The 20218-nt window shown below is 63.0% G+C and carries 19 protein-coding genes; 10 read left to right on the top strand and 9 right to left on the bottom strand.

Translation table 11 applies throughout. The features are described 5' to 3' along the window. Positions 1-174 precede the first annotated feature (174 nt). From NKI88_RS17045 to NKI88_RS17015, 7 genes are all read right to left on the bottom strand, one after another. Positions 175-1233 carry a zinc-binding alcohol dehydrogenase family protein gene (locus NKI88_RS17045; protein ID WP_352656258.1) on the bottom strand — a complete coding sequence of 353 codons (1059 nt, stop codon included), beginning with the start codon at positions 1231-1233 and terminating at the stop codon, positions 175-177. 74 nt (positions 1234-1307) lie between these two features. Further along, positions 1308-2273: an ABC transporter permease gene (locus NKI88_RS17040; RefSeq protein WP_352656256.1), complete on the bottom strand. Its 966-nt coding sequence runs from the start codon at positions 2271-2273 to the stop codon at positions 1308-1310. Positions 2274-2296: 23 nt separating this feature from the next. Then, complete coding sequence (locus NKI88_RS17035; RefSeq protein ID WP_352656254.1) at positions 2297-3820, bottom strand: sugar ABC transporter ATP-binding protein; 1524 nt, start codon at positions 3818-3820, stop codon at positions 2297-2299. A 146-nt stretch (positions 3821-3966) separates the two neighbouring features. After that, entirely contained in the window at positions 3967-4959 is a 993-nt protein-coding gene (locus tag NKI88_RS17030) for an ABC transporter substrate-binding protein (protein WP_023744071.1), read from the bottom strand. 12 nt (positions 4960-4971) lie between these two features. Then, a complete protein-coding gene (locus NKI88_RS17025) occupies positions 4972-5187 on the bottom strand; it encodes a hypothetical protein (protein ID WP_352656252.1) in 216 nt (71 codons plus the stop codon). 73 nt (positions 5188-5260) lie between these two features. Continuing rightward, complete coding sequence (locus tag NKI88_RS17020) at positions 5261-6259, bottom strand: aldo/keto reductase (RefSeq protein ID WP_352656250.1); 999 nt, start codon at positions 6257-6259, stop codon at positions 5261-5263. 52 nt (positions 6260-6311) lie between these two features. Continuing rightward, positions 6312-7817: a UxaA family hydrolase gene (locus NKI88_RS17015; RefSeq protein ID WP_023683018.1), complete on the bottom strand. Its 1506-nt coding sequence runs from the start codon at positions 7815-7817 to the stop codon at positions 6312-6314. 257 nt (positions 7818-8074) lie between these two features. On the opposite strand from NKI88_RS17015, the gene NKI88_RS17010 reads away from it, so the two are divergent. The 5 genes from NKI88_RS17010 (at position 8075) to NKI88_RS16990 (ending at position 12330) form a co-directional block, all read left to right on the top strand. Further along, on the top strand, positions 8075-8974 hold the full coding sequence (locus tag NKI88_RS17010; RefSeq protein ID WP_023692007.1) for a GntR family transcriptional regulator: 900 nt from the start codon (positions 8075-8077) through the stop codon (positions 8972-8974). A 118-nt stretch (positions 8975-9092) separates the two neighbouring features. Next, positions 9093-9449 carry a DUF2946 family protein gene (locus tag NKI88_RS17005; RefSeq protein WP_023713447.1) on the top strand — a complete coding sequence of 119 codons (357 nt, stop codon included), beginning with the start codon at positions 9093-9095 and terminating at the stop codon, positions 9447-9449. 104 nt (positions 9450-9553) lie between these two features. Beyond that, positions 9554-10093 carry a copper chaperone PCu(A)C gene (locus NKI88_RS17000; protein ID WP_352656248.1) on the top strand — a complete coding sequence of 180 codons (540 nt, stop codon included), beginning with the start codon at positions 9554-9556 and terminating at the stop codon, positions 10091-10093. Positions 10094-10132: 39 nt separating this feature from the next. After that, positions 10133-10651 carry a YcnI family copper-binding membrane protein gene (locus NKI88_RS16995; protein ID WP_352656246.1) on the top strand — a complete coding sequence of 173 codons (519 nt, stop codon included), beginning with the start codon at positions 10133-10135 and terminating at the stop codon, positions 10649-10651. 53 nt (positions 10652-10704) lie between these two features. Continuing rightward, positions 10705-12330: a copper resistance CopC/CopD family protein gene (locus tag NKI88_RS16990; RefSeq protein ID WP_352656244.1), complete on the top strand. Its 1626-nt coding sequence runs from the start codon at positions 10705-10707 to the stop codon at positions 12328-12330. Between the two features lie 25 nt (positions 12331-12355). Here NKI88_RS16990 and NKI88_RS16985 read toward each other — a convergent pair whose 3' ends face one another. Next, positions 12356-12793 (bottom strand): VOC family protein, encoded by a 438-nt coding sequence (locus tag NKI88_RS16985; RefSeq protein WP_352656242.1) that lies wholly within the window; start codon positions 12791-12793, stop codon positions 12356-12358. Positions 12794-12995: 202 nt separating this feature from the next. Between NKI88_RS16985 and gnd the strand changes: the two genes are divergently transcribed. After that, positions 12996-14423 (top strand): NADP-dependent phosphogluconate dehydrogenase, encoded by a 1428-nt coding sequence (gene gnd, locus NKI88_RS16980; protein ID WP_023714135.1) that lies wholly within the window; start codon positions 12996-12998, stop codon positions 14421-14423. A 34-nt stretch (positions 14424-14457) separates the two neighbouring features. Here gnd and NKI88_RS16975 read toward each other — a convergent pair whose 3' ends face one another. Beyond that, the gene (locus NKI88_RS16975) at positions 14458-15501 is read right to left on the bottom strand and encodes a LacI family transcriptional regulator (RefSeq protein WP_023683027.1); all 1044 of its coding nucleotides are present in this window, start codon (positions 15499-15501) and stop codon (positions 14458-14460) included. Between the two features lie 391 nt (positions 15502-15892). On the opposite strand from NKI88_RS16975, the gene NKI88_RS16970 reads away from it, so the two are divergent. The 4 genes from NKI88_RS16970 (at position 15893) to NKI88_RS16955 (ending at position 20140) form a co-directional block, all read left to right on the top strand. After that, positions 15893-17131: an ABC transporter substrate-binding protein gene (locus tag NKI88_RS16970; protein ID WP_023683028.1), complete on the top strand. Its 1239-nt coding sequence runs from the start codon at positions 15893-15895 to the stop codon at positions 17129-17131. Positions 17132-17212: 81 nt separating this feature from the next. Then, complete coding sequence (locus NKI88_RS16965; protein ID WP_023683029.1) at positions 17213-18106, top strand: carbohydrate ABC transporter permease; 894 nt, start codon at positions 17213-17215, stop codon at positions 18104-18106. Beyond that, a complete protein-coding gene (locus NKI88_RS16960; RefSeq protein WP_023669802.1) occupies positions 18099-19034 on the top strand; it encodes a carbohydrate ABC transporter permease in 936 nt (311 codons plus the stop codon). Before NKI88_RS16965 ends, NKI88_RS16960 begins: the two co-directional genes overlap by 8 nt. A gap of 5 nt (positions 19035-19039) precedes the next feature. Further along, positions 19040-20140 (top strand): ABC transporter ATP-binding protein, encoded by a 1101-nt coding sequence (locus NKI88_RS16955; RefSeq protein WP_023804597.1) that lies wholly within the window; start codon positions 19040-19042, stop codon positions 20138-20140. Positions 20141-20218 lie beyond the last annotated feature (78 nt).

The following is a 20218-nucleotide window of genomic DNA, read 5'->3' as shown; positions in this document are numbered from 1 at the left end:
GCAGCGGCGCAGGTAGGAGATGCGAATGGACGCCTCTTTTTGCACCGCTGGATTCTAGCGCAGACGTCACCGAATGAATCCTCGGGTCTGCGCCGCGTCGCTTCGCTCCTTGCTCCGCCCATGGATGAGGAAGCGACGGGCCTTTTCGCAAATCGCCGCGGTATGCGATCTGCCTTAACTCGGCACTTTCGCTCCACCAGATTTTTTCGGATGTCTTACCCCAACCTCGATCACAGCCTTGATCAGCCCCGATTTCTCATGCGCCCAGCGCGCGAGATCACGCGGTGTGCCGGTTAGCGTGGTGCGGTGGGTGACGAGTTTTGCCAGCGGCACCGCGCCGTTGCTGATCGAGGCGGCGACGTGGTCGAAATCGACTTTCAGCGCGTTGCGGCTGCCGATCAATGTCATTTCCCGCTTGTGGAATTCCGGGTCGGAAAAGACGATGTCGTCCTTGACGACACTGACCAGCACGAGCGTGCCACCATGCGCGACATGGGCGAAGGCCGACTGCACCGAGGCGGTGTTGCCGGTGGCGTCGAAGACGATGTCGAACCCTTCGCCGCCGGTTGCCTCGCGCACCAGTTCGGCTGCCGCTTTTTGTGAGCCGTCGAGCGTGGCGAAGCCGAGTTCGCCTTTTGCAAAATCCAGCCGCTCCGTGCTCATGTCGAGCAGGCTGACATCGAGCCCGGCGATGCGCGCAAACAGCGCTGCGCCAAGGCCGATCGGCCCGGCGCCGATGACCAGCGTGCGGGCGCCTGGTTCGGCGCGAGCGCGCCGCACGGCATGCGCGCCGATGGCGAGGAATTCCACCGCCGCCGCATCGGCCAGCGACAAGCCGTTTGCCGGATAAAGATTCCGTGCCGGCACCAGGATCTGCTCGGCCATGGCGCCGTCGCGATGCACGCCAAGCACTTCGATCCTGACGCAGCAATTCGGCTTGCCGTGCCGGCAGGCGATGCATTTTCCGCAAGCGAGATAGGGATTGATGATGACGGGCTCGCCCACGGCAAGGTCGACATCTTCGCCGGTCTCGACGACGGTGCCCGACACTTCATGGCCCATGATGCGGGGATAGGCAAGGAACGGGTGCTTGCCTTCGAAGATGTGGTAGTCGGTGCCGCAGATGCCGACATGGCTGACGGCGACCAGCGCCCAGCCGGCAGGCGGCGCTCCTGGCGCCGGCCGGTCTTCCAGGACAAGCTCGCCGGGCGAGCGGCAGACAACAGCTTTCATTCGGCAATTCCAGTGTTTCTCAAAAAAGGCGCCGGTCCGCTGTTAAGCAGGCCGGCGCAGAAGGTCAGGGAGAATTACTTGCCGCGACGGCGCAGCCCGTCGAAATAGACGATGATTATGATCAGCGCGCCGGTGATGATGCGCTGCCAGAACGAGTTGACGTTGAGCAGATTGGCGCCGTTGTTGATGGTGGCCAGGATGAAGGCGCCGAGCAGCGGGCCATGCACCGAGCCGACGGCGCCGAACAGCGAAGTGCCGCCGATCACCGATGAGGCGATCGCCTGCAACTCCCAACCTTCCGCCTGGGTCGGGTTGCCGATGCCGATGCGCGCCGCCAGCAGCACGCCGACGAAGGCCGCGCACAGGCCCGACAGCGTGTAGGCCATATAGATGGTGCGCTGGACATTGACGCCCGAGAGGCGCGAGGCCTCGGCATTGGATCCCACAGAGAAGAGATAGCGGCCCCAGCGGCTGTGGTGCAGGAAGATGTAGGCCGGGATACCGACCAGGATCACCATCCAGAACAGATTGGGGATGCCGACAAAGGAACTGCGCGAGAACGCGGTGAAGCTGTCGCTGTTGATGTTGATCGAATTGCCGTTGGTCATCAACAGGCCGATGCCGCGCAACGAGGTCAGCGTCGCCAGCGTGATTATGAATGGCGGCAGGCCCATCTTGACGATGCCGAAGCCGTGGAACAGGCCGATGGCAACGCCGACCAGCAGCGTCACCAGAATGGCGACCCAGATCGGGAAGCCGGCATTGATCATCATGGCGACAATGACGGTGGCGAAGCCGACCACGGCGCCGACCGAGAGGTCGATGCCGCCGGTGATGATGACGAAGGTCTGGCCGACCGCCATGATGGCGATCATCGAGCCCTGCCGCAAAAGATTGGCGATGTTGTTGGAGGAGGCGAAGCTCGGCGTCGCCACCGACAGCACGATCCAGAGCAGAACCAGCAACGCCAGAAGCGTCAGCCCGAACAGGACGTTGTAGTTCCGTTTCGGTTTTTGGATCGCGACGGTTTCGATGCTCATGGTTCCTCCCGTTTCTTGTTTTGTCAGCCGATCGCCTGCGTCAGCACGTCTTCGTGGCTAGCCGCGCGAAAACCGTGGCTCGCCACCAGTTTGCCGCGCCGGAACACGTGCAGCGTATCGGCGAGCTCGTAAACCTCGGGCAGATAGGACGAGATCAGGATGATGCCGGCGCCCTTGGACAACAGTTCCCCGAACAGGCGGTAAATCTCGGCCTTGGTGCCGACATCGACGCCGACGGTCGGCTCATCGAAGATGAACAGCTTGGCGCCGTGCGCCAGCCATTTGCCGATGACGATCTTCTGCTGGTTGCCGCCGGACAGGCTGGAGGCCAGTGCGCCGCGTGTCGGCGTCTTGATGCGGAGGCCGGCGATCTGGCGATCGGCTTCAGCCTTTTCCTTCGTGTTCGAAATCAGCAGGTTGTTGGAGATGCGCTTGTAGATCGGCAGGTTGAGGTTGAAGCCGACCGGCAGGTTCAGGCACAGGCCCTGGTCGCGGCGGCTTTCCGGCGCCAGCGCCATGCCGAGCTTGATCGCGTCGTGCTCGGAATTGATGTGGACCGGCTTGCCTTGCCAAAGGACCTGTCCGGCCGACTTCTTGTGGCGGCCATAGAGCGTGGTGACGAACTCGCTCCGCCCGGCGCCGATCAGGCCATAGAGCCCGACGATCTCGCCGGCGCGCACCGTCATCGAGACGTCTTCGAAACCCTTGCCCGACAGGTTTTTCGCTTCAACGATCACGGCACCGGGGGTGAAATGCTCCTTGTGGTAGACTTGCTCGATCGAGCGGTTGATCATCATCTTGACCAGCTCGGCGTCATTGGTCTCGGCAATGTTGCGGGTGCCGACCAGCGTGCCGTCGCGCAGCACCGAGACGCGATCGGCGAGTTCGAACACCTCTTCCATGCGATGGCTGATGTAGATGATGGTGACGCCTTCGCCCTTGAGCCTGCGGATCAGCGTGAACAGCTGGTCGGCTTCCTTGCGGGTGAGATAGGCGGTCGGCTCGTCGAAGATGAGGAATTTGGTGCCGCGCACGGTGGCGCGGGCGGCGGCGATCAGCTGCTGCTGGCCGATGGTGAGGTCACCCAGCATGACATGCGCCGGCAGGTCGAAGCCGAGACCGTCGATGATCTTCTGCGCTTCCTTGACCATGGCGCGCTGCTGCAGGATGCCGAAGCGCGAGTTCTCCTCGCCGAGGAACATGTTGGCGGCGACGGTGAGATGGCGACAGAGCACGACCTCCTGATGCACGGCGTTGATGCCCAGCGCCATCGCCTCGTGCGGGGTTGCCAGCGCTGCCGGTTTGCCCTCCCAGATGACATCGCCGGAGGTGCGCGGCATGACGCCGGTCAGAAGCTTGATCAGGGTGGATTTGCCGGCGCCGTTCTCGCCGACGATGGCGTGGATCTCACCTGCCTTGAAGGCAAGGTGAACGGGCTTCAGCGCATGCGTGCCGGGATAGCGTTTTTCCAGCCCGTGCAGTTCGAGGATCGTCCTGCCGGGCGCTAGCGTTGGGGCCGGGTGCAGTTCCTGCGCCGTGGGCGTCATGACAATCCTCCCAGATTGGCCTTACGATTGGCACGTCGCGATGCAGTCAGCCACATCGTCGAGGTGATTCAAGCCGGTGGATATTCAAGCTGGTATCCGGTGTTTCCGGGGCGCGAGGCCCCGGAAACGATTTTTGCCTGACGGGCTCAGAGCTTCGGGTTGAGCAGGGCGTCGATCTTGGGGTCTTTCATGTTTGCCTTGGTCACCAGGTTGGCGCCGGTGTCGACATTGGCCTCGACCTTCTCGCCCTTCGAGGCGGCGAGCGCGGTCTTGATGCCGTCATAGCCCATCCGGTACGGATCCTGGACGACGAGCGCGGAAATGACGCCGTCATTGAGGAACTTGATCAGCTTCTCGTCGCTGTCGAAGCCGACCAGCGCCAGCTTGCCGCCAAGGTTGTTCTCGGCGACTGCCTGACCGACGCCCTGCGCCATGATCAGGTTGGACGCGAAGATTCCCTTGAGGTTCGGGTTGGCGGTGATCAGGTCGGTGGCGATGTTGAGACCGGTCGTTGCCTGCCCGTCGGCATATTTGTCCGCGACGAGCTTGAGCCCCGGATATTTCGCGGCCAGCTGCTCGGTGAAGCCCTGCTTGCGCTGCTCCAGCGAACCGGCGCCCGGCGCGTTGGTGATCAGGGCGACGTCGCCCTCGATCTTGCCGCCGTTGGCTTCGCCGATGGCTGCTGCAAGACCGTCAGCGGCGACGCGTCCGCCCTGCACATTGTCGGTGGTCAGGAACGAGGTGAACGCCTTGGAGTCGGCGCCGGAGTCGATGCCGATGACCTTGACCTTGCTGGCCGCTTCATCGATCGGCTTGCCGAGCGCCTTGAATTCGGTCGGCGCGATGACGATCGCGGCCGGGTTGCCGGCGACGGCATTCTCGAGGATCGAGACCTGGCCGTTGACGTCGGTTTCAGCCTGGGCGCCGAGTTCGGGTACGTTGACGCCGAGATCCTTGCCGGCCTTACGGGCGCCGGCCAGGACGATCTGCCAGTAGAAGGACGTGGTGTCCTTGACGATGATCGGAATGGTCACGTCCGCCGCCGAAACCGGCGCCGTGTGCAGCGTGCCGGCAAGCATCGAGGCGGCAGCTAGTGCCATCAGTGAGCGGCGGTTGAGAATGCTGGTCACGAATTTCATTAGGAATCCTCCCTAGATCGCCCGGTGAAGGTTACGGAAGCCCCATTTGGATAGGCGCGGCCCAAACAGAACTTTATCAATAAAAAACAGTTGCCGCTTTTTGATAGTGCATCGGTCCGGCCGACGCAAGCGGTGTTTCATATCGGCCTGCGCATGGCTTGGCGGGGAAACCTCCCTGCCGATCCTCAGTGCCACGTCCAGACGCTCCCGATCCTCCTTGATCATCATGGAATATTAATTCCACCGTCGAGTCAATATGGAATATTCATTCCTTCTTGAGAACCGTGATCGTGGCGTTTCGTCAGCCGAGCTCCTGCACGATGGTGTAGGGAGCGTAGCGGGCGAATTCCGCTTGCGGCACCTGGACGTCGAACAGGTCGAGGTTGCGCGTCAGGTTGGCAGGCTTGGCCGTTCCGGTCAGCACGCTGGCCACGACAGGCTCCTGCAGCGGAAACTGCAATGCAGCCGCCGCCAGCGGATATCCGCCCTCATCAGCGATTTTCTCCATCGCGCCGACACGCTCGAGTATGTCCTGCGTCGCCGGCAGATAGTCGAAATGCGCACCGTGCACCGGCCCGGTCGCCAGGATGCCGGAGTTGAAGACGCCGCCGATGATGAGCGAAGTCTGTCGCTCACGACACAGCGGCAGCAACTCGGCTTCAGCCGAGCGGTCGAGCAGCGAATAGCGGCTGGCCAGCAGGATGCAGTCGAGCGGTGCTTCGCGCAATACGTCGAGGCAGATCTGCACCTCGTTGACGCCGAGCCCATAGGCGGAAATCACGCCGGACGTTTTAAGCTCTTCCAGCGCCTTCAACCCGCTGTCCACCAGCTGGCGAAAGTGCAGCTTCGTCTTCTCGACGCCATGTGTGTAGGTGCCGATGTCGTGCACAAACAGGATGTCTATCCGGTTCAGCCCGAGCCGCGCATAGGAGAACTCGACCGAGCGCATGATGCCATCATAGGAGTAGTCGTAGTCGAGCGCGAAGGGCAGGGGGTCGACATAGGAATGATCGGGAACCTGGTCTTCCGGCACCGGGCGGAACAGCCGTCCGACCTTGGTCGACAGCACATAGGAATCCCGCGGCTTGTAGCGCAGGAAATCGCCGGTCCGCCGTTCCGACAGGCCGAAGCCATAGAAGGGCGCGGTGTCGAAATAGCGCAGGCCGGCATCCCAGGCTGTCTGCAGCGTCTCCATCGCCGCTTCGCGCGGACAGGCCCGGTAGAGCCCGCCGATCGCCGCCCCGCCGAAGCTTATCTCAGTGACCTCGAGCGCAGTCGTGCCGATGCGGCGTTTGTCCATCCAAAGCCTCCCCTTGTGAGCCGTCGTTGCAGCCCGCTTTTTTCGTCGGTGGTTAGAGCGTCGCGCCGAGGTGCCACGGCACGAACTCGTTGTCGCCGTAGCCGAACGCCTCGCTCTTGGTCTTGCGGCCCGATGCCGTCTCGACGATGAGCTCAAAGAGTTCCCGGCCCATGCCGGCGATGGTCTTTTCACCCGAAGCAATGACGCCGCAATTGACGTCCATGTCCTCTTCCATCTGGTGGTACATGGTCGAGTTGGTGGCGACCTTGATCGACGGCGTCGGCCGGCAGCCGAAGCAGGAGCCGCGGCCGGTGGTGAAGACGATGATGTTGGCGCCGCCCGCCACCTGACCGGTCGCCGAGACCGGGTCGTAACCGGGCGTGTCCATGAACACCAGGCCACTGCCGGTGACCTTTTCGGCATAACCGAAGACGCCGTTGAGCGGAGTCTGGCCGCCTTTGGCCACGGCGCCCAGCGACTTTTCCAGGATGGTGGTCAGGCCGCCGCGCTTGTTGCCGGGCGAGGGGTTGTTGTCGATCGAGGCGCCGTGCTTGGCGACGTGGTCTTCCCACCATTTGACGAAACCGTCGAGCTTCTTGGCGATCTCCGGCGTTGCCGCGCGATAGGCGAGCAGATGTTCGGCGCCATAGATCTCCGTCGTCTCCGACAGGATGCCGATGCCGCCGACGCCGGCCAGGATGTCGACCGCTGCTCCCAGCGCGGGATTGGCGGTGATGCCCGACATGCCGTCGGAACCGCCGCATTGCAGGCCAACGACGATCTCCGAGACGGGGATCGGCTCGCGCTGATACTGGCCGACTTCCTCGGCGATTTCGGCGAGCACGCCCATCGCCTTTTCGACCGATTTGCGCGAACCGCCGGCGTCCTGGATGTTGAAATGGCGTTTTCCCGCCGCCGCACCCTTCTGGCCGTAAAGGGTGAGCTGGTTGACCTCGCAGCCGAGGCCGACCATCAGCGCGCCACCGAAATTCGGGTGGCGGGTGTAGCCGGCGAGCGTGCGGTGCAGCACCATCATGCCGTCGCCGGTGCCGCTCATGCCGCAGCCCTGGCCATGGACGATCGGGACGAAGCCGTCGATCCCCGGATATTTCGGCAACAGCACGCGGTTGGCCTCGTCGGCAATGGCGTGGCAGACGGTGGCCGAGCAATTGACGCTGGCGATGATGCCGATGAAGTTGCGCGTGCCGGCACGGCCATCGGCGCGACGATAGCCCATGAATGTCCGGGCGCGGTCAGCTTCGGTGGCATGCTCCGCTTCGCTCGGCGGCACCACCGGCAGACGGCCGGACTCGAAGACCAGATTGTGCGAATGGACGTGGTCGCCGGGCGCGATGTCCTGGGTGGCGCGGCCGATGGCCTGGGCATACTTGACCACCGCCTCGCCGGCGGCGATAGGCTTGATCGCCACCTTGTGGCCGGGCTCGATCAAGGCCGTGGCGACGGCGCCGCCGGGCAGAGGGGTGCCGATCTCGATGCGGCCATTGGCGACCGCGACATTGTCGGCGGGGGACAGAAGAATGCTGTTCGAGGCGTTCACGGGCAGTTTCCTGGGTCTGTTCCTGGGGATGCGCGGATTGACACGCGTCTGTTTACATATAATGTCTTTTATCGTGAAAAAACATTTGTGCGTCAATTGTTTTTTCAGGAGGAGACCATGCGTCCGATGGACGCTTGGCTTGTGGGGAGCGGCGTCTGACACGCAGAGCGTTTGCTCTGCCGGGGTCAGCGCCAGGACATATGTGATATCGCGCTTCAAGCCAGCCACAGCAAGCGCCGGCGCGCAACGGGGCAGGGATGTCGAAGAGCAACAACGTCTACAAGGACGCTTACAACAGGGGTCTGCGGCTGCTCGATGAAACGCAGAGCCTGCCGTCGGAGCCGGAACTGGGCACTTTGCTCGGCGTCAGCCGGACCACCGTGCGCACCATTCTGGCGCGCATGGAAGAGACCGGGCTGATCGCGTGGAACAAACGCAGCAAGACAGTGCTCAGGGCGCCGAAGCCGGATGATTTCTTCCCCGAGGAGGAGACAGACACACTGGCCCAGATCATCGAGCGGTCGTTTATGCGCAGATTGCTGGCTGGCGGCGCCGAGGCCGGCATGCAGATCAACGAGCTCGAACTGGCGCGCGAGATCGGCGTCGGCACCACCAGCGTGCGCGAGTTCCTCATCCGCTTCTCCCGCTTCGGCCTGATCGAGAAGCGGCGCAACAGCCACTGGGTGCTGAAGGGGTTTACGCGAGCCTTCGCGCTCGAACTCACTGAAATCCGCGAGATGTTCGAGATACGCTCGGCGGCGGCCTTTGCCGCCTTGCCTGGGGATAGTCCGGTCTGGGCGGATCTCGACCGGCTGGAAGACGAGCACCGGCTTCTGGCCAGCGAAATCGCCATCCGCTTCAACGAATTCTCGGAGCTAGACGAGCGCTTCCACCGGCTGATCCACCGGGCGTCGCACAACCGCTTCATCGTCGATTTCTACGACGTCATCGCCATGATCTTTCACTACCACTACCAGTGGAACAAGGCGCAGGAGCGCGAGCGCAACGAAGTCGCGGTGAGCGAGCATCTCGCCTACATCGCGGCGCTGAAATCGCGCGATCTCGGCAAGGTCGACGCCGCCTGCCGCAAGCATCTGAAGTCGGCACGCCACACGCTGTTGACGTCGATCCCGGAAATCGGTCGGATTGCTTCTTAACGCGCCGCGTTGCCGCAGCGATGATTTGGCGATTTTCCGGCCGCGTGACGCATGCTAGGTATCCGCCGTTGCTGCGTGAAGAGGCAGATCCTTGAACTTCGGGCGTAAGAGATGGAGCATGATGGCCGCGTTTGTCGCGGCCTGTGTGCTGCTGCTCCAGTCGACGCTCGGCGTGTTTGCCTTCGGCATTGCGCCGGATGCCTCGCAACTCGACGTTTTCGGCAACGTCATCTGTACACATGAGGGGGCGGTCCAGCTTCCCGGCGGCGATCCGCACCAGCCGCACATGCCGGCATGCTGCATGCTCGGCTGCAGCATGGCCTCCGTCGCCTATGCGCCGCCAGCAGGCGTCGGCGTGGCGCCGGTGAGCCTGTCTTTTGAAACAGTCGCGTTTCTTCCGCCGGCAGTCAGGCATCCCGACGTCACGCGCGAGCGCTCTCCGGCCAATCCGCGCGCGCCGCCGCTTGCGGGCTGAAAACCGCCGCTCGCTTTGCGTAACCTGCGCAGGCGATAATCATCCAATGATAAACTCGTTCGCAGCCGGACAAAGGCGCGACCTCATATTCATGGAGCCTACCCATGTCCCGTTTTCGTCATGCCGGCGCGTTGCGCCGCAGCACCCCTATCTTCACCACTATCGAGCAGCGTCTCGGCAGCGCCCTCTTTGCCTTTGCACTGTTGTTCGTCGGCGCCCATTCCGTCCTTGCGCATGAGTTCAAGGCCGGTGACATCGAGATCGAGCATCCCTGGTCCCGTGCCACGCCAGCCGGCGCCAAGGTTGCCGGCGGCTATTTCACCATCGTCAACAAGGGCAGCGCACCAGACCGGCTGCTGTCGATTTCCTCCGACATTTCGGGGAAGGCCGAACTGCATGAAATGGGGGTGAAGGATGGCGTCATGACCATGCGCCCGGTCAGTGGCGCCCTGGACATTCCGGCGGGCGGCAAGATCACGCTGGGTCCTGGCGCCTACCACGTGATGTTCATGGATCTGAAGCAGCCCCCTAAAGAAGGCCAGATGTTTGCCGCCACGCTGACTTTCGAGAGGGCCGGAACCGTGACCGTCGAGTTTGCCGTGCAAGCCATAGGCAGCGCGCCACCCCTGGAAGACAACGACTGACCAATTATTGCCAATCAATTTTTTCGAGAGGGACCCATCATGAACAAGCATCATTTGCCGGCCGCTGCATTCCTCGTCCTGGGGACAAGCGCTGCCTTCGGCCATATCACGCTCGAAACCCAGGAAGCGCCGGTCGGTTCGACCTACAAGGCCGTGCTGCGGGTGCCGCATGGCTGCGACGGCAAGGCGACGATTGCCGTGCGCGTGCAGATCCCGGAAGGGGTGATCGGAGTGAAGCCGATGCCGAAGCCGGGCTGGACGCTGCAGGTCAAGAAAGGCAAGTACGAGAAATCCTACCAGCTCTATGGCGAGGCGGTGACCTCGGGCGTCAAGGAAGTCGACTGGAGCGGCGGCAGCCTGCCGGATGAATTTTATGACGAGTTCGTCTTCCGCGGCACGTTGGCCGCCGATCTGCCGGCCGGGCAAAAACTCTATTTTCCGGTGGTGCAGGAATGCGATGGCGCCACCACGCGTTGGATAGACATTCCGGCGGCTGGTCAGGATGAGGATGCGCTGGAAGATCCGGCGCCCGGCCTCAACCTGCTGCCCAAGAAATGATGCATTGGCGGCGCGCTGCTTCGAAGCGGCGCGCCACTGTTTTGGTGGATGGCATGAACGTGGCCTGTTTCCAGCGGATGGAACGGACAGCCGGCAGGTGCTTCAGCTTGCTGGCCGCGATCCTGCTGCTTGCCGTCCTTGCCACGCCAAACCAGGCCTTTGCCCATGCGGCGCTGATCAAGGCCGAGCCTGCCGACGGCGCGGTTCTGGAGCGAGCGCCGACGCAATTTTCGCTGACCTTCAGCGAGCCTGTGTCGCCGCTGGTGCTGACCTTGGTGCGGCCCGACGGTACGCCTGTCGCTTTGACCTCGTTTCGGTTGAGCGACCAAACGGTTGAGATCGACAATCCACAAAAGCTCGGGCCGGGCACCCATGTCTTGAGCTGGCGGGTGATTTCCGCCGATGGCCATCCGGTCGGCGGCTCGGTGCTGTTTTCCGTTGGCGCGCCAAGTGCGGCGCCGGCGGTGGGGGAAGCTGTCGATATAGATTTGCGGTCAGCGATCTGGACCGGCAAGGTTCTTCTCTACATCGGGCTTTTCCTCGGCATTGGCGGCGCCTTCGCGCTGACATGGCTGGCGCAAGGCCAGCGCTCAGGCCAGCGCTTCGTCATTGCCGCCATCCTGTGCGGGCTGGTCGCAGCACCCCTGTCGCTCGGGTTCCAGGGGCTGGACGCGCTGGGCGCGCCACTCGCCCGGCTGGCGCAACCGGTGGTCTGGCGGACGGCGCTTGGCACCAGCTTCGGCTGGACGGTGCTGATTTCGCTGGCGGCGCTCGGGCTTGGCCTGCTGTCGTTGGTCGGATCGCGTGCTGGCGCCAGGCCGTTGGCGCTCGCCGGGCTGGCCGGTGTGGGTGCAGCCCTTGCCGCCAGCGGCCATGCCAGTGCAGCCGAACCGCAATGGCTGACGCGGCCGATGGTGTTCCTGCATGGCGCCGGCATCGCTTTCTGGGCTGGAGCATTGCTGCCGCTCGGCCTGGCGTTGAGCAGCCAATCGGTGGAAGCCGGGGCGTTCCTGCGCCGGTTTTCGCGCGCGATCATGCCCGTGGTGGCAGTGCTTGCCGCCGCCGGAGTGGTGCTTGCAATCGTTCAGGTGCAGACGCCGGCAGCGCTCGTCAACACCGCCTATGGCCGGCTGCTGCTGATCAAGCTGGCGCTGCTGGTGTTTCTGTTCACGCTGGCGGCGGTCAATCGATGGCGGCTCACCGCCTTGGCCGAGGCCGGAGCGACGGAAGTGCGGCGACGGCTTAGCCGCTCGATCTCAGTCGAAATGCTGATCGTGCTCCTGATCTTCGGCGTTGCCGCCGGCTGGCGCTCCACGCCGCCTCCACGGGCGCTGGCAATCGCCGCGGCACAACCGACGTCGACCCATATCCACACCATGAAGGCGATGGCCGACATCGACATCACGCCCGGCCATACCGGGGAGGCCACCGCCTCCATCGTCATCATGGATGGCGATTTCGGCCCGCTCGACGCCAAGGAAGTGACGCTGGTGCTGTCCAAGCCCGATTCGGGGATCGAGCCGATCAAGCGTCCGGCGACCAAGCCAGGCGACGGCACCTGGCGCGTCGATAATCTCGTCATTCCGATTCCAGGCCGCTGGACGGCGCGGCTCGATATTCTGGTTTCGGATTTCGAAGTGGTAAAGATCGAAGCGCCGATCGATATCCGCGCCGAGTGATATTCAGCCCGCCTGCGAAGGGCGCTCAGCCGAGTTCCTGGGCTAACCCGATGAGATGCCCTTCCGGCCCGCGGATGTAGCAGAGCCGATACACGTCCTGGTAACGGACGACTTCACCGGCCAGCTGCGCGCCACGCTTGCGGAGCCTTTCAAGCGTGTCGTCGATGTCGTCCAGGGTAAACATGACGCGCAGGTAGCCCAGGGCATTGACCGGGGCGTTGCGGTGATCGGCGACGACCGTCGGCGTGAGGAAGCGGGAGAGCTCGAGCCGGCTGTGGCCATCCGGTGTGCGCATCATGGCAATCTCGACGTGCTGATCGCCGAGCCCGGTGACACGTCCGGCCCACTCGCCTTCGATCGTCGCCCGCCCTTCCAGTTCGAGGCCGAGCTCGCGAAAGAAGGCAATCGTCTCGTCGAGGTCATCGACGACGATTCCGACATTGTCCATCCGTTTGACTGCCATAAGTTCAACCTAACGTCATTCGATCGGCAAGGCGTCGCCTGGTCACCAACTGACCCTTCCTGACTCGGTCTGACACAACGCAGACGCAACACAATTCGGCGAGGCGGTTGACGTGGCGCGAAAGGCCCGTCAATCATCTCGCCGAAAAATGGGCATCCCGAAAAACGCGGCCTCAACAAAATCCGAAAGCAGGGAAGAAACGATGGAAAAAGCCGAAATAGGCCTGATCGGCCTTGGCACAATGGGCTCCAACCTCGCGCTCAACATTGCCGAGCACGGGCACCGCATCGCCGTCTTCAACCGCACCAAGGCGCGCACCGATGCCTTCCTCGAAGGCGCCGGTTCGCTCAGGGACATGGTGGTGCCCTGCTACAGCCTGGAGGAACTGGCAGCTGCGATCAAGCCGCCGCGCCCGGTCATCATCATGGTGCTGGCCGGCAAGCCGGTCGACGAACAGATCGAAGCGCTGCGCGGCGTGTTGTCTGACAACGATATCGTCATCGATGCCGGCAACGCCAATTTCCGCGATACGATGCGGCGCTTTTCGGAACTGTCGGGCTCAGGTCTCACCTTCATCGGCATGGGCGTATCCGGCGGCGAGGAAGGCGCGCGCCATGGACCGTCGATCATGGTCGGCGGCACCGAAGACTCCTGGAAGCGCGTCGAACGCGTGCTGACCGCGATCTCGGCCAAGTTCAAGGATGAACCGTGCGCTGCCTGGCTTGGCACAGACGGCGCCGGGCATTTCGTGAAAACCATCCACAACGGCATCGAATATGCCGACATGCAGATGATCGCCGAGATCTACGGCATCCTGCGTGACGGTCTCGGCATGGGGCCGAAGGAGATCGGCAAGGTCTTCGAGGACTGGAACAAGGGCCGGCTCGATTCGTATCTGATCGAGATCACCGCCAAGGTGCTGGCCGCCGACGATGCAAAGACCGGCAAGCCGGTGGTCGACATCATCCTCGACCGTGCCGGCCAGAAGGGCACCGGCAAATGGTCTGTCATCGAGGCGCAGCAGCTCGGCATTCCGGCGACGGCCATCGAGGCGGCGGTGGCGGCCCGCGTGCTGTCCTCGATCAAGGATGAGCGGCAGGCGGCCGAAAAAGCCTATGGCAATATCGGCGTCACCAAGATCTCCGGCGACAAGGCGGCACTTCTGAAAGACCTGGAGCTGGCGCTGCTCGCCGGCAAGATCGCCGCCTATGCACAAGGTTTCGCGGTGATGAGCGCCGCCTCGAAGGAGTTCAACTGGAACTTGCCGATGCCGACCATCGCCAAGATCTGGCGTGCCGGCTGTATCATCCGCTCGCAGATGCTCGACACCATGGCGGAAGCCTTCGGCTCGGGCGGCGCGTCCACCAACCTTTTGATGGCGCCGGCTTTCACCACCATGATGCAGGAGGCGCATCCGTCGCTTAGGCGCACCGTTGCCAAGGCATCGGAAGCAGGCTCGCCGGTGCCTGCACTGGCGTCGGCACTTGCCTATTTCGACAGCTACCGCCAGGGCCGCGGCACCTCGAACCTGATCCAGGCGCAGCGCGACTTCTTCGGCGCGCATGGCTTCGAGCGCATCGGCGAGCAGGGCGCTTTCCATGGGCCATGGGGAAGTGGAGCGGCCGGATAGGGTCAGGTGAGGCGGACCTCTCAGGTCGTGCCAGTCAGCCCTGATACGCGACGACGTCGCCTGGCTTGACCACAGTCTGCAAAGAGCCAGGTGCCGCGCCGCCTATCCAGCCCAGCACGGCGCGGGCAAGCTCGGTGCCGGCGAGGCGGAAATCTTCGTTGACGATCAGCAACTCCCGGCGGAACAGATGCAGCAGTTCCGACGATTGCTTGGACACGACATCGACGTCGCGGCCGAGTTTCAGGCCGGCATCCTCGATGCCGGCGACGATGGCCAGCGTTGCTGCGGCGGCGCTGCTGACGAAACCGTCCGGCCTGACGTCGCGGCGCATCAACTGCGCGGTCCGCGTCCTGATCTGATCGATCGACTGGTCGATCGAAACAGCGTTGAACGGCACTTCGCTGGCGTCGACCTCGCTAAGTGCGTCGGCAAAGCCATTGACCGTGTGGTCGTAATAGGTGAGCCCGACCGGCGGCGCTACCAGCGCCAGCCGGCGCCGGCCGACGCTGGCCAGATGGCGCACCGCTTCGGCGGCGAAGGCGTAATTGTCGAAGTCGTGATAGGGGTGGACAAGCCCCATATCGGTGCGGCCATGCGTGGCAAAGGGTATGCCACGCTCCAGCATGTAGCGGGCGCGCGGATCGTTGGGCTGCGTGCGTGAGATGATGACGCCATCGGCCGAGCCGGACTCGACCAGATACTTTACCGGGTCCAGCGGATCCTGCGAGCGCGAGTAGGGCGTGACGATCAGGTGATAGGGTGTGTCGGCAATGACCTCCGAGACGCCGTAGATGATGTCCGAGACAAAGCTCATGATCTCGCGCTCGGTATTGAGCACGAGGCTGATAACATTGGTCTTGCCAGTCCGCAGGCGCACGCCGGCGCGGTTCGGCCGGTAGCCGATCTGCCTGGCGACGAGTTGAACCCGCCGCCTGGTCTCGGCGCCGATCTCGGGTGCATCCTTGAGCGCGCGCGAGACGGTGGTGACGCCGAGCCCGGTCATGAAGGCAAGCGTTTTCAGCGTCGGCCGCTCATGCGCCGACGCCTCGTCGTCCTTCTCCGTCTGGTCCCTGTCCATTCGTCCCGCCCCGTCAGGCGCATAGCAGCCGCCGGACCAGCCGACAATCGCTTCGATGACGATGTGGCACGGTTCTTCGCCGTCAGCCTCAATATACTGAAACGTTACAGATTTCCAACATCGCAGCGCGTGGGCCTCTCAAGCCATGGTTTTGGCAGGGTTTTGGCGGCCAGAAACGTTGCGCGACCATCAGGTTCGAGACGGTTTTCTTGCGCTGCAGCATGATTTTGCAGCGCAGCACCCGGTTTTGCGCGGAGTTTGCCGGTTTGCACGCAACGAATTTGTTCGCGCCTCGAAAAAACATTCGAGCGCGTTTATCTCAGGGGTTGCACGCACCGAATAATTGCCGTATCGAAAATCTGTAACGTTTCAGATTCTGGGAGGAACCGAAATGCGCTATAGACTTTTGACCGCTGCCCTTGCCGCGACGGCCGCGCTTCAGCTTGCCGGCCCGGCGGCCGCCACCGACCTGGAAGTCACCCATTGGTGGACGTCGGGCGGCGAGGCAGCGGCGGTTGCGGAATTCGCCAAGGCCTTCGACGCCACCGGCAATCACTGGGTCGATGGCGCCATTGCCGGATCCGGCGGCACGGCACGGCCGATCATGATCAGCCGCATCACCGGCGGCGATCCGATGGGCGCCACCCAGTTCAATCACGGCCGGCAGGCCGAAGAACTGGTGCAGGCCGGCCTGATGCGCGACCTCACCGATGTCGCCACCAAGGGCAAGTGGACGGAAATCGTGCGGCCGAAGAGCCTGCTAGACAGCTGCACCATCGACGGCAAGATCTATTGCGTGCCGGTCAATATCCACTCCTGGCAGTGGTTGTGGCTGTCGAACGAAGCCTTCGAGAAGGCCGGCGTGCCGCTGCCGAAGGACTGGAATGAATTCGTGGCGGCAGCGCCCGCCCTGGAAAAGGCGGGCATCATCCCGCTCGCTGTCGGCGGACAGGCCTGGCAATCTTCCGGCGCCTTCGATGTGCTGCTGGCGGCGGTCGGCGGCACCGATGCATTCCTCAAGGTCTACAAGGACAAGGACGCCAAGTTCGCCGCTGGGCCCGAGATCGCCAAGGTCTTCAAGGCCGCCGACGATGCCCGCAAGATGGCGAAGAACACCAATGTGCAGGACTGGAACCAGGCGACCAATCTGGTCATCACCGGCAAGGCCGGCGGCCAGATCATGGGTGACTGGGCGCAAGGCGAGTTCCAGGTTGCCGGCAAGGTCGCCGGCAAGGACTATGCCTGCCTGCCGGGCCTCGGTCTGAACGAAGTTATCGCCACCGGCGGCGACGCCTTCTATTTCCCGCTGCTCAAGGATGCCGACAAGTCCAAGGCGCAGGAGGTGTTGGCAGAGACGCTGCTCGACCCTAAGACTCAGGTCGCCTTCAATCTCAAGAAGGGCTCGCTGCCGGTGCGCGGCGACGTCGATCTCAATGCGGCGAACGACTGCATGAAGAAGGGTCTGGCCATCCTCGCCAAGGGCGCTGTCATCCCGTGGACGGACCAACTGCTTTCGCAGGATACCCAGAAGCAGAAGGAAGATCTCTTCGCCGAATTCTTCGCCAAGCCGGACCTGACCATCGAAGACGCGCAGAAGCGCTTCGCCGACCTCATCGCTTCGGCAGACTGACGTTGGAGGCAATACACCTCGCTCCCGGCCTTGCGAAAGCAGGGCCGGGATCGCACCGCCCTTACCCAGCCGGCTGACGAGATGAGCAAGAGCGAACGCCCCAACCCGCTGTTCCGCAACATCAATGCGAAGGTCGCCTCGATCCCGATGATCCTCACCGCGTCGGTGGTTTTCGTCGGCGGCACCGTCTGGACGGTGTTCTATTCCTTTACCAATTCGAAGCTGCTGCCACGGCTGAATTTCGCCGGGCTCGACCAGTATTACCGGCTGTGGGCGACGCCGCGCTGGCTGATCTCGATCGAGAACCTTTTGATCTACGGCGCGATCTCGCTGGTGTTCTCACTGGTCATCGGCTTCCTGCTTGCAGCGCTTCTCGACCAGAAGATCCGTTTCGAGGACACGTTCCGCACCATCTTCCTCTATCCGTTCGCGCTTTCCTTCATCGTCACCGGCCTGGTCTGGCAGTGGCTGCTCAATCCGGATTTCGGCATCCAGCATGTGGTGCGGGACCTCGGCTGGACGAGCTTCAACTTCGACCCGCTCTACAATTCCAGCATCGTCATCTACGGCATTTCGATTGCGGCGCTGTGGCAAGGCACCGGGCTCATCATGTGCTTGATGCTGGCCGGCCTGCGCGGCATCGACGAGGACATCTGGAAGGCGGCGCGGGTAGACGGGATCCCGATGTGGAAGACCTATCTGTTCATCGTCATCCCGATGATGCGGCCGGTTTTCATCACCACGCTGGTCATCATCGCGTCGGGCATCGTCAAGGTCTACGACCTCGTTGTCGCCCAGACCAGCGGCGGTCCCGGAATCGCCTCCGAAGTGCCGGCCAAATATGTCTACGACTACATGTTCTTCGCACAGAATCTTGGCCAGGGCTTTGCCGCCTCGACCATGATGCTGCTCTCGGTGGTGATCGTCGTCGTGCCGTGGGCCTACCTTGAATTCGGAGGCAGGAAGCGTGGCTGACCCGGCCGTCCCTTTGCCCGCCAGCGCGGGTGCCGCCGAGCGCGAAGCCTCGGGGCCGCGCGGGCCGAAGCCGCGGCATGTCTTCTCGCGCCGCAACATCTTCCTCTATGGCACGCTGATCGTGGTGGCAGTCTACTATCTGCTGCCGCTCTATGTGATGGTGGTCACCTCGCTTAAGGGCATGCCCGAGATACGGATGGGCAATATCTTCTCGCCGCCGCTCGAAATCACGTTCGAACCGTGGGTGAAGGCGTGGGCGACGGCCTGCACCGGCCTCAATTGCGACGGGCTTTCGCGCGGCTTCTGGAATTCGGTGCGCATCACTGTGCCGTCAGTGCTGCTGTCGATCGCGATCGCCTCGGTGAACGGCTATGCGCTGGCCAACTGGCGCTTCAAGGGCGCCGACACATTCTTCGTCATCCTGATCGTCGGCGCCTTCATCCCCTATCAGGTGATGATCTATCCGATCGTCATCATCCTGCGCGAGATCGGCCTCTACGGCAGCCTCAGCGGCCTGGTGATCGTCCATTCCATCTTCGGCATGCCGATCCTCACGCTTTTGTTCCGCAACTATTTTGCCTCGATGCCGGAAGAGCTGTTCAGGGCGGCACGGGTCGACGGCGCCGGCTTCTGGGGCATCTTCCTGCGGATCATGGCGCCGATGTCGCTGCCGATCTTCGTCGTCGCCATCATCCTGCAGGTGACCGGCATCTGGAACGACTTCCTGTTCGGCGTCGTCTACACCCGCCCCGACACCTATCCGATGACGGTGCAGCTCAACAACATCGTCAATTCGGTGCAAGGCGTGAAGGAGTACAACGTCAACATGGCCGCCACCATCCTGACCGGCCTTGTGCCACTCATCGTCTACTTCATTTCCGGCAAGCTTTTCGTGCGCGGCATCGCCGCCGGTGCGGTGAAAGGGTGATGGCGATGATGGCAGCCAACGGCACCAGCGTTTCGATCCAGGACCTGTCCCTGAACTTCGGCTCTGTATCGGTGCTGCAGACCCTCAATCTCGAGGTCGCAGAGGGCGAGTTCATCGTGCTGCTCGGTCCCTCGGGCTGCGGCAAGTCGACCTTGCTCAACTGCATCGCCGGGCTGCTCGATATTTCCGAAGGCCGCATCTTCATCAAGGGCAAGAACGTCACCTGGGAAGAGCCCAAGGATCGCGGCATCGGCATGGTGTTCCAGTCCTATGCGCTTTATCCGCAAATGACGGTGGAGAAGAACCTGTCGTTCGGCCTGCGCGTTGCCGGCGTGCCCAGGGACGAGATCGCCAAGCGCATCGCCCGCGCCGCCGAGATCCTGCAGATCGAGCCGCTTTTGCAGCGCAAGCCCGCGGCCTTGTCCGGCGGCCAACGCCAGCGCGTGGCGATCGGGCGGGCGCTGGTGCGCGACGTCGACGTCTTCCTGTTCGACGAGCCACTATCCAATCTCGACGCCAAGCTGCGCTCGGAACTGCGCGTCGAAATCAAGCTTCTGCATCGCAAGCTGCAGAACACCATGATCTACGTCACCCACGACCAGATCGAGGCGATGACGCTGGCCGACCGTATCGCGGTCATGCGCGGCGGCGTCATCCAGCAGCTTGACGCGCCGCAGACGATCTATAACCGGCCGGTCAACCGGTTTGTCGCCGGCTTCCTCGGCTCGCCGGCGATGAATTTCCTCGAAGGGGAGCTGGAGGCCAGTGCTGCTCCAGTGTTCAGGACCGACGGTGTTTCGGTGCCGCTCGATCGCTATACCTTTGACGGCACGGAGCGCCCGGCCGGCGCTTGCGTGCTGGGCATCCGGCCTGAACATATCGCTTTCGGTGACGCGGCTAAGTCGATGCCGTTTTCCGCCGGCGGTTCGGTCGAGATCGTGGAGCCGATGGGTTCCGACACGCTGGTGTGGACGAAGCTTGCCGGCCGCAACCTCTCCTTCCGCGTCGAGGCGGAACGGACGCTGCGCAGCGGCGATCCGATCCAGTTCGGTTTCGATCCGGCGCGCGCCTCGCTGTTCGACGCTGCGACCGGCAATCGCCTGTGACCCTCTAGAATCATCCGCAAACCATCCTCCCAAGAACGATCCCCCTAAAACGATCTCGCGAAAACGATCCCCCGAAAA

It is taken from the genome of Mesorhizobium sp. M0317 (genome assembly GCF_040321555.1).
Classification (GTDB): Bacteria; Pseudomonadota; Alphaproteobacteria; order Rhizobiales; family Rhizobiaceae; genus Mesorhizobium.
Note: the sequence above shows the minus strand (reverse complement) of the source record. Positions and strands in the feature narration are given on the sequence as shown.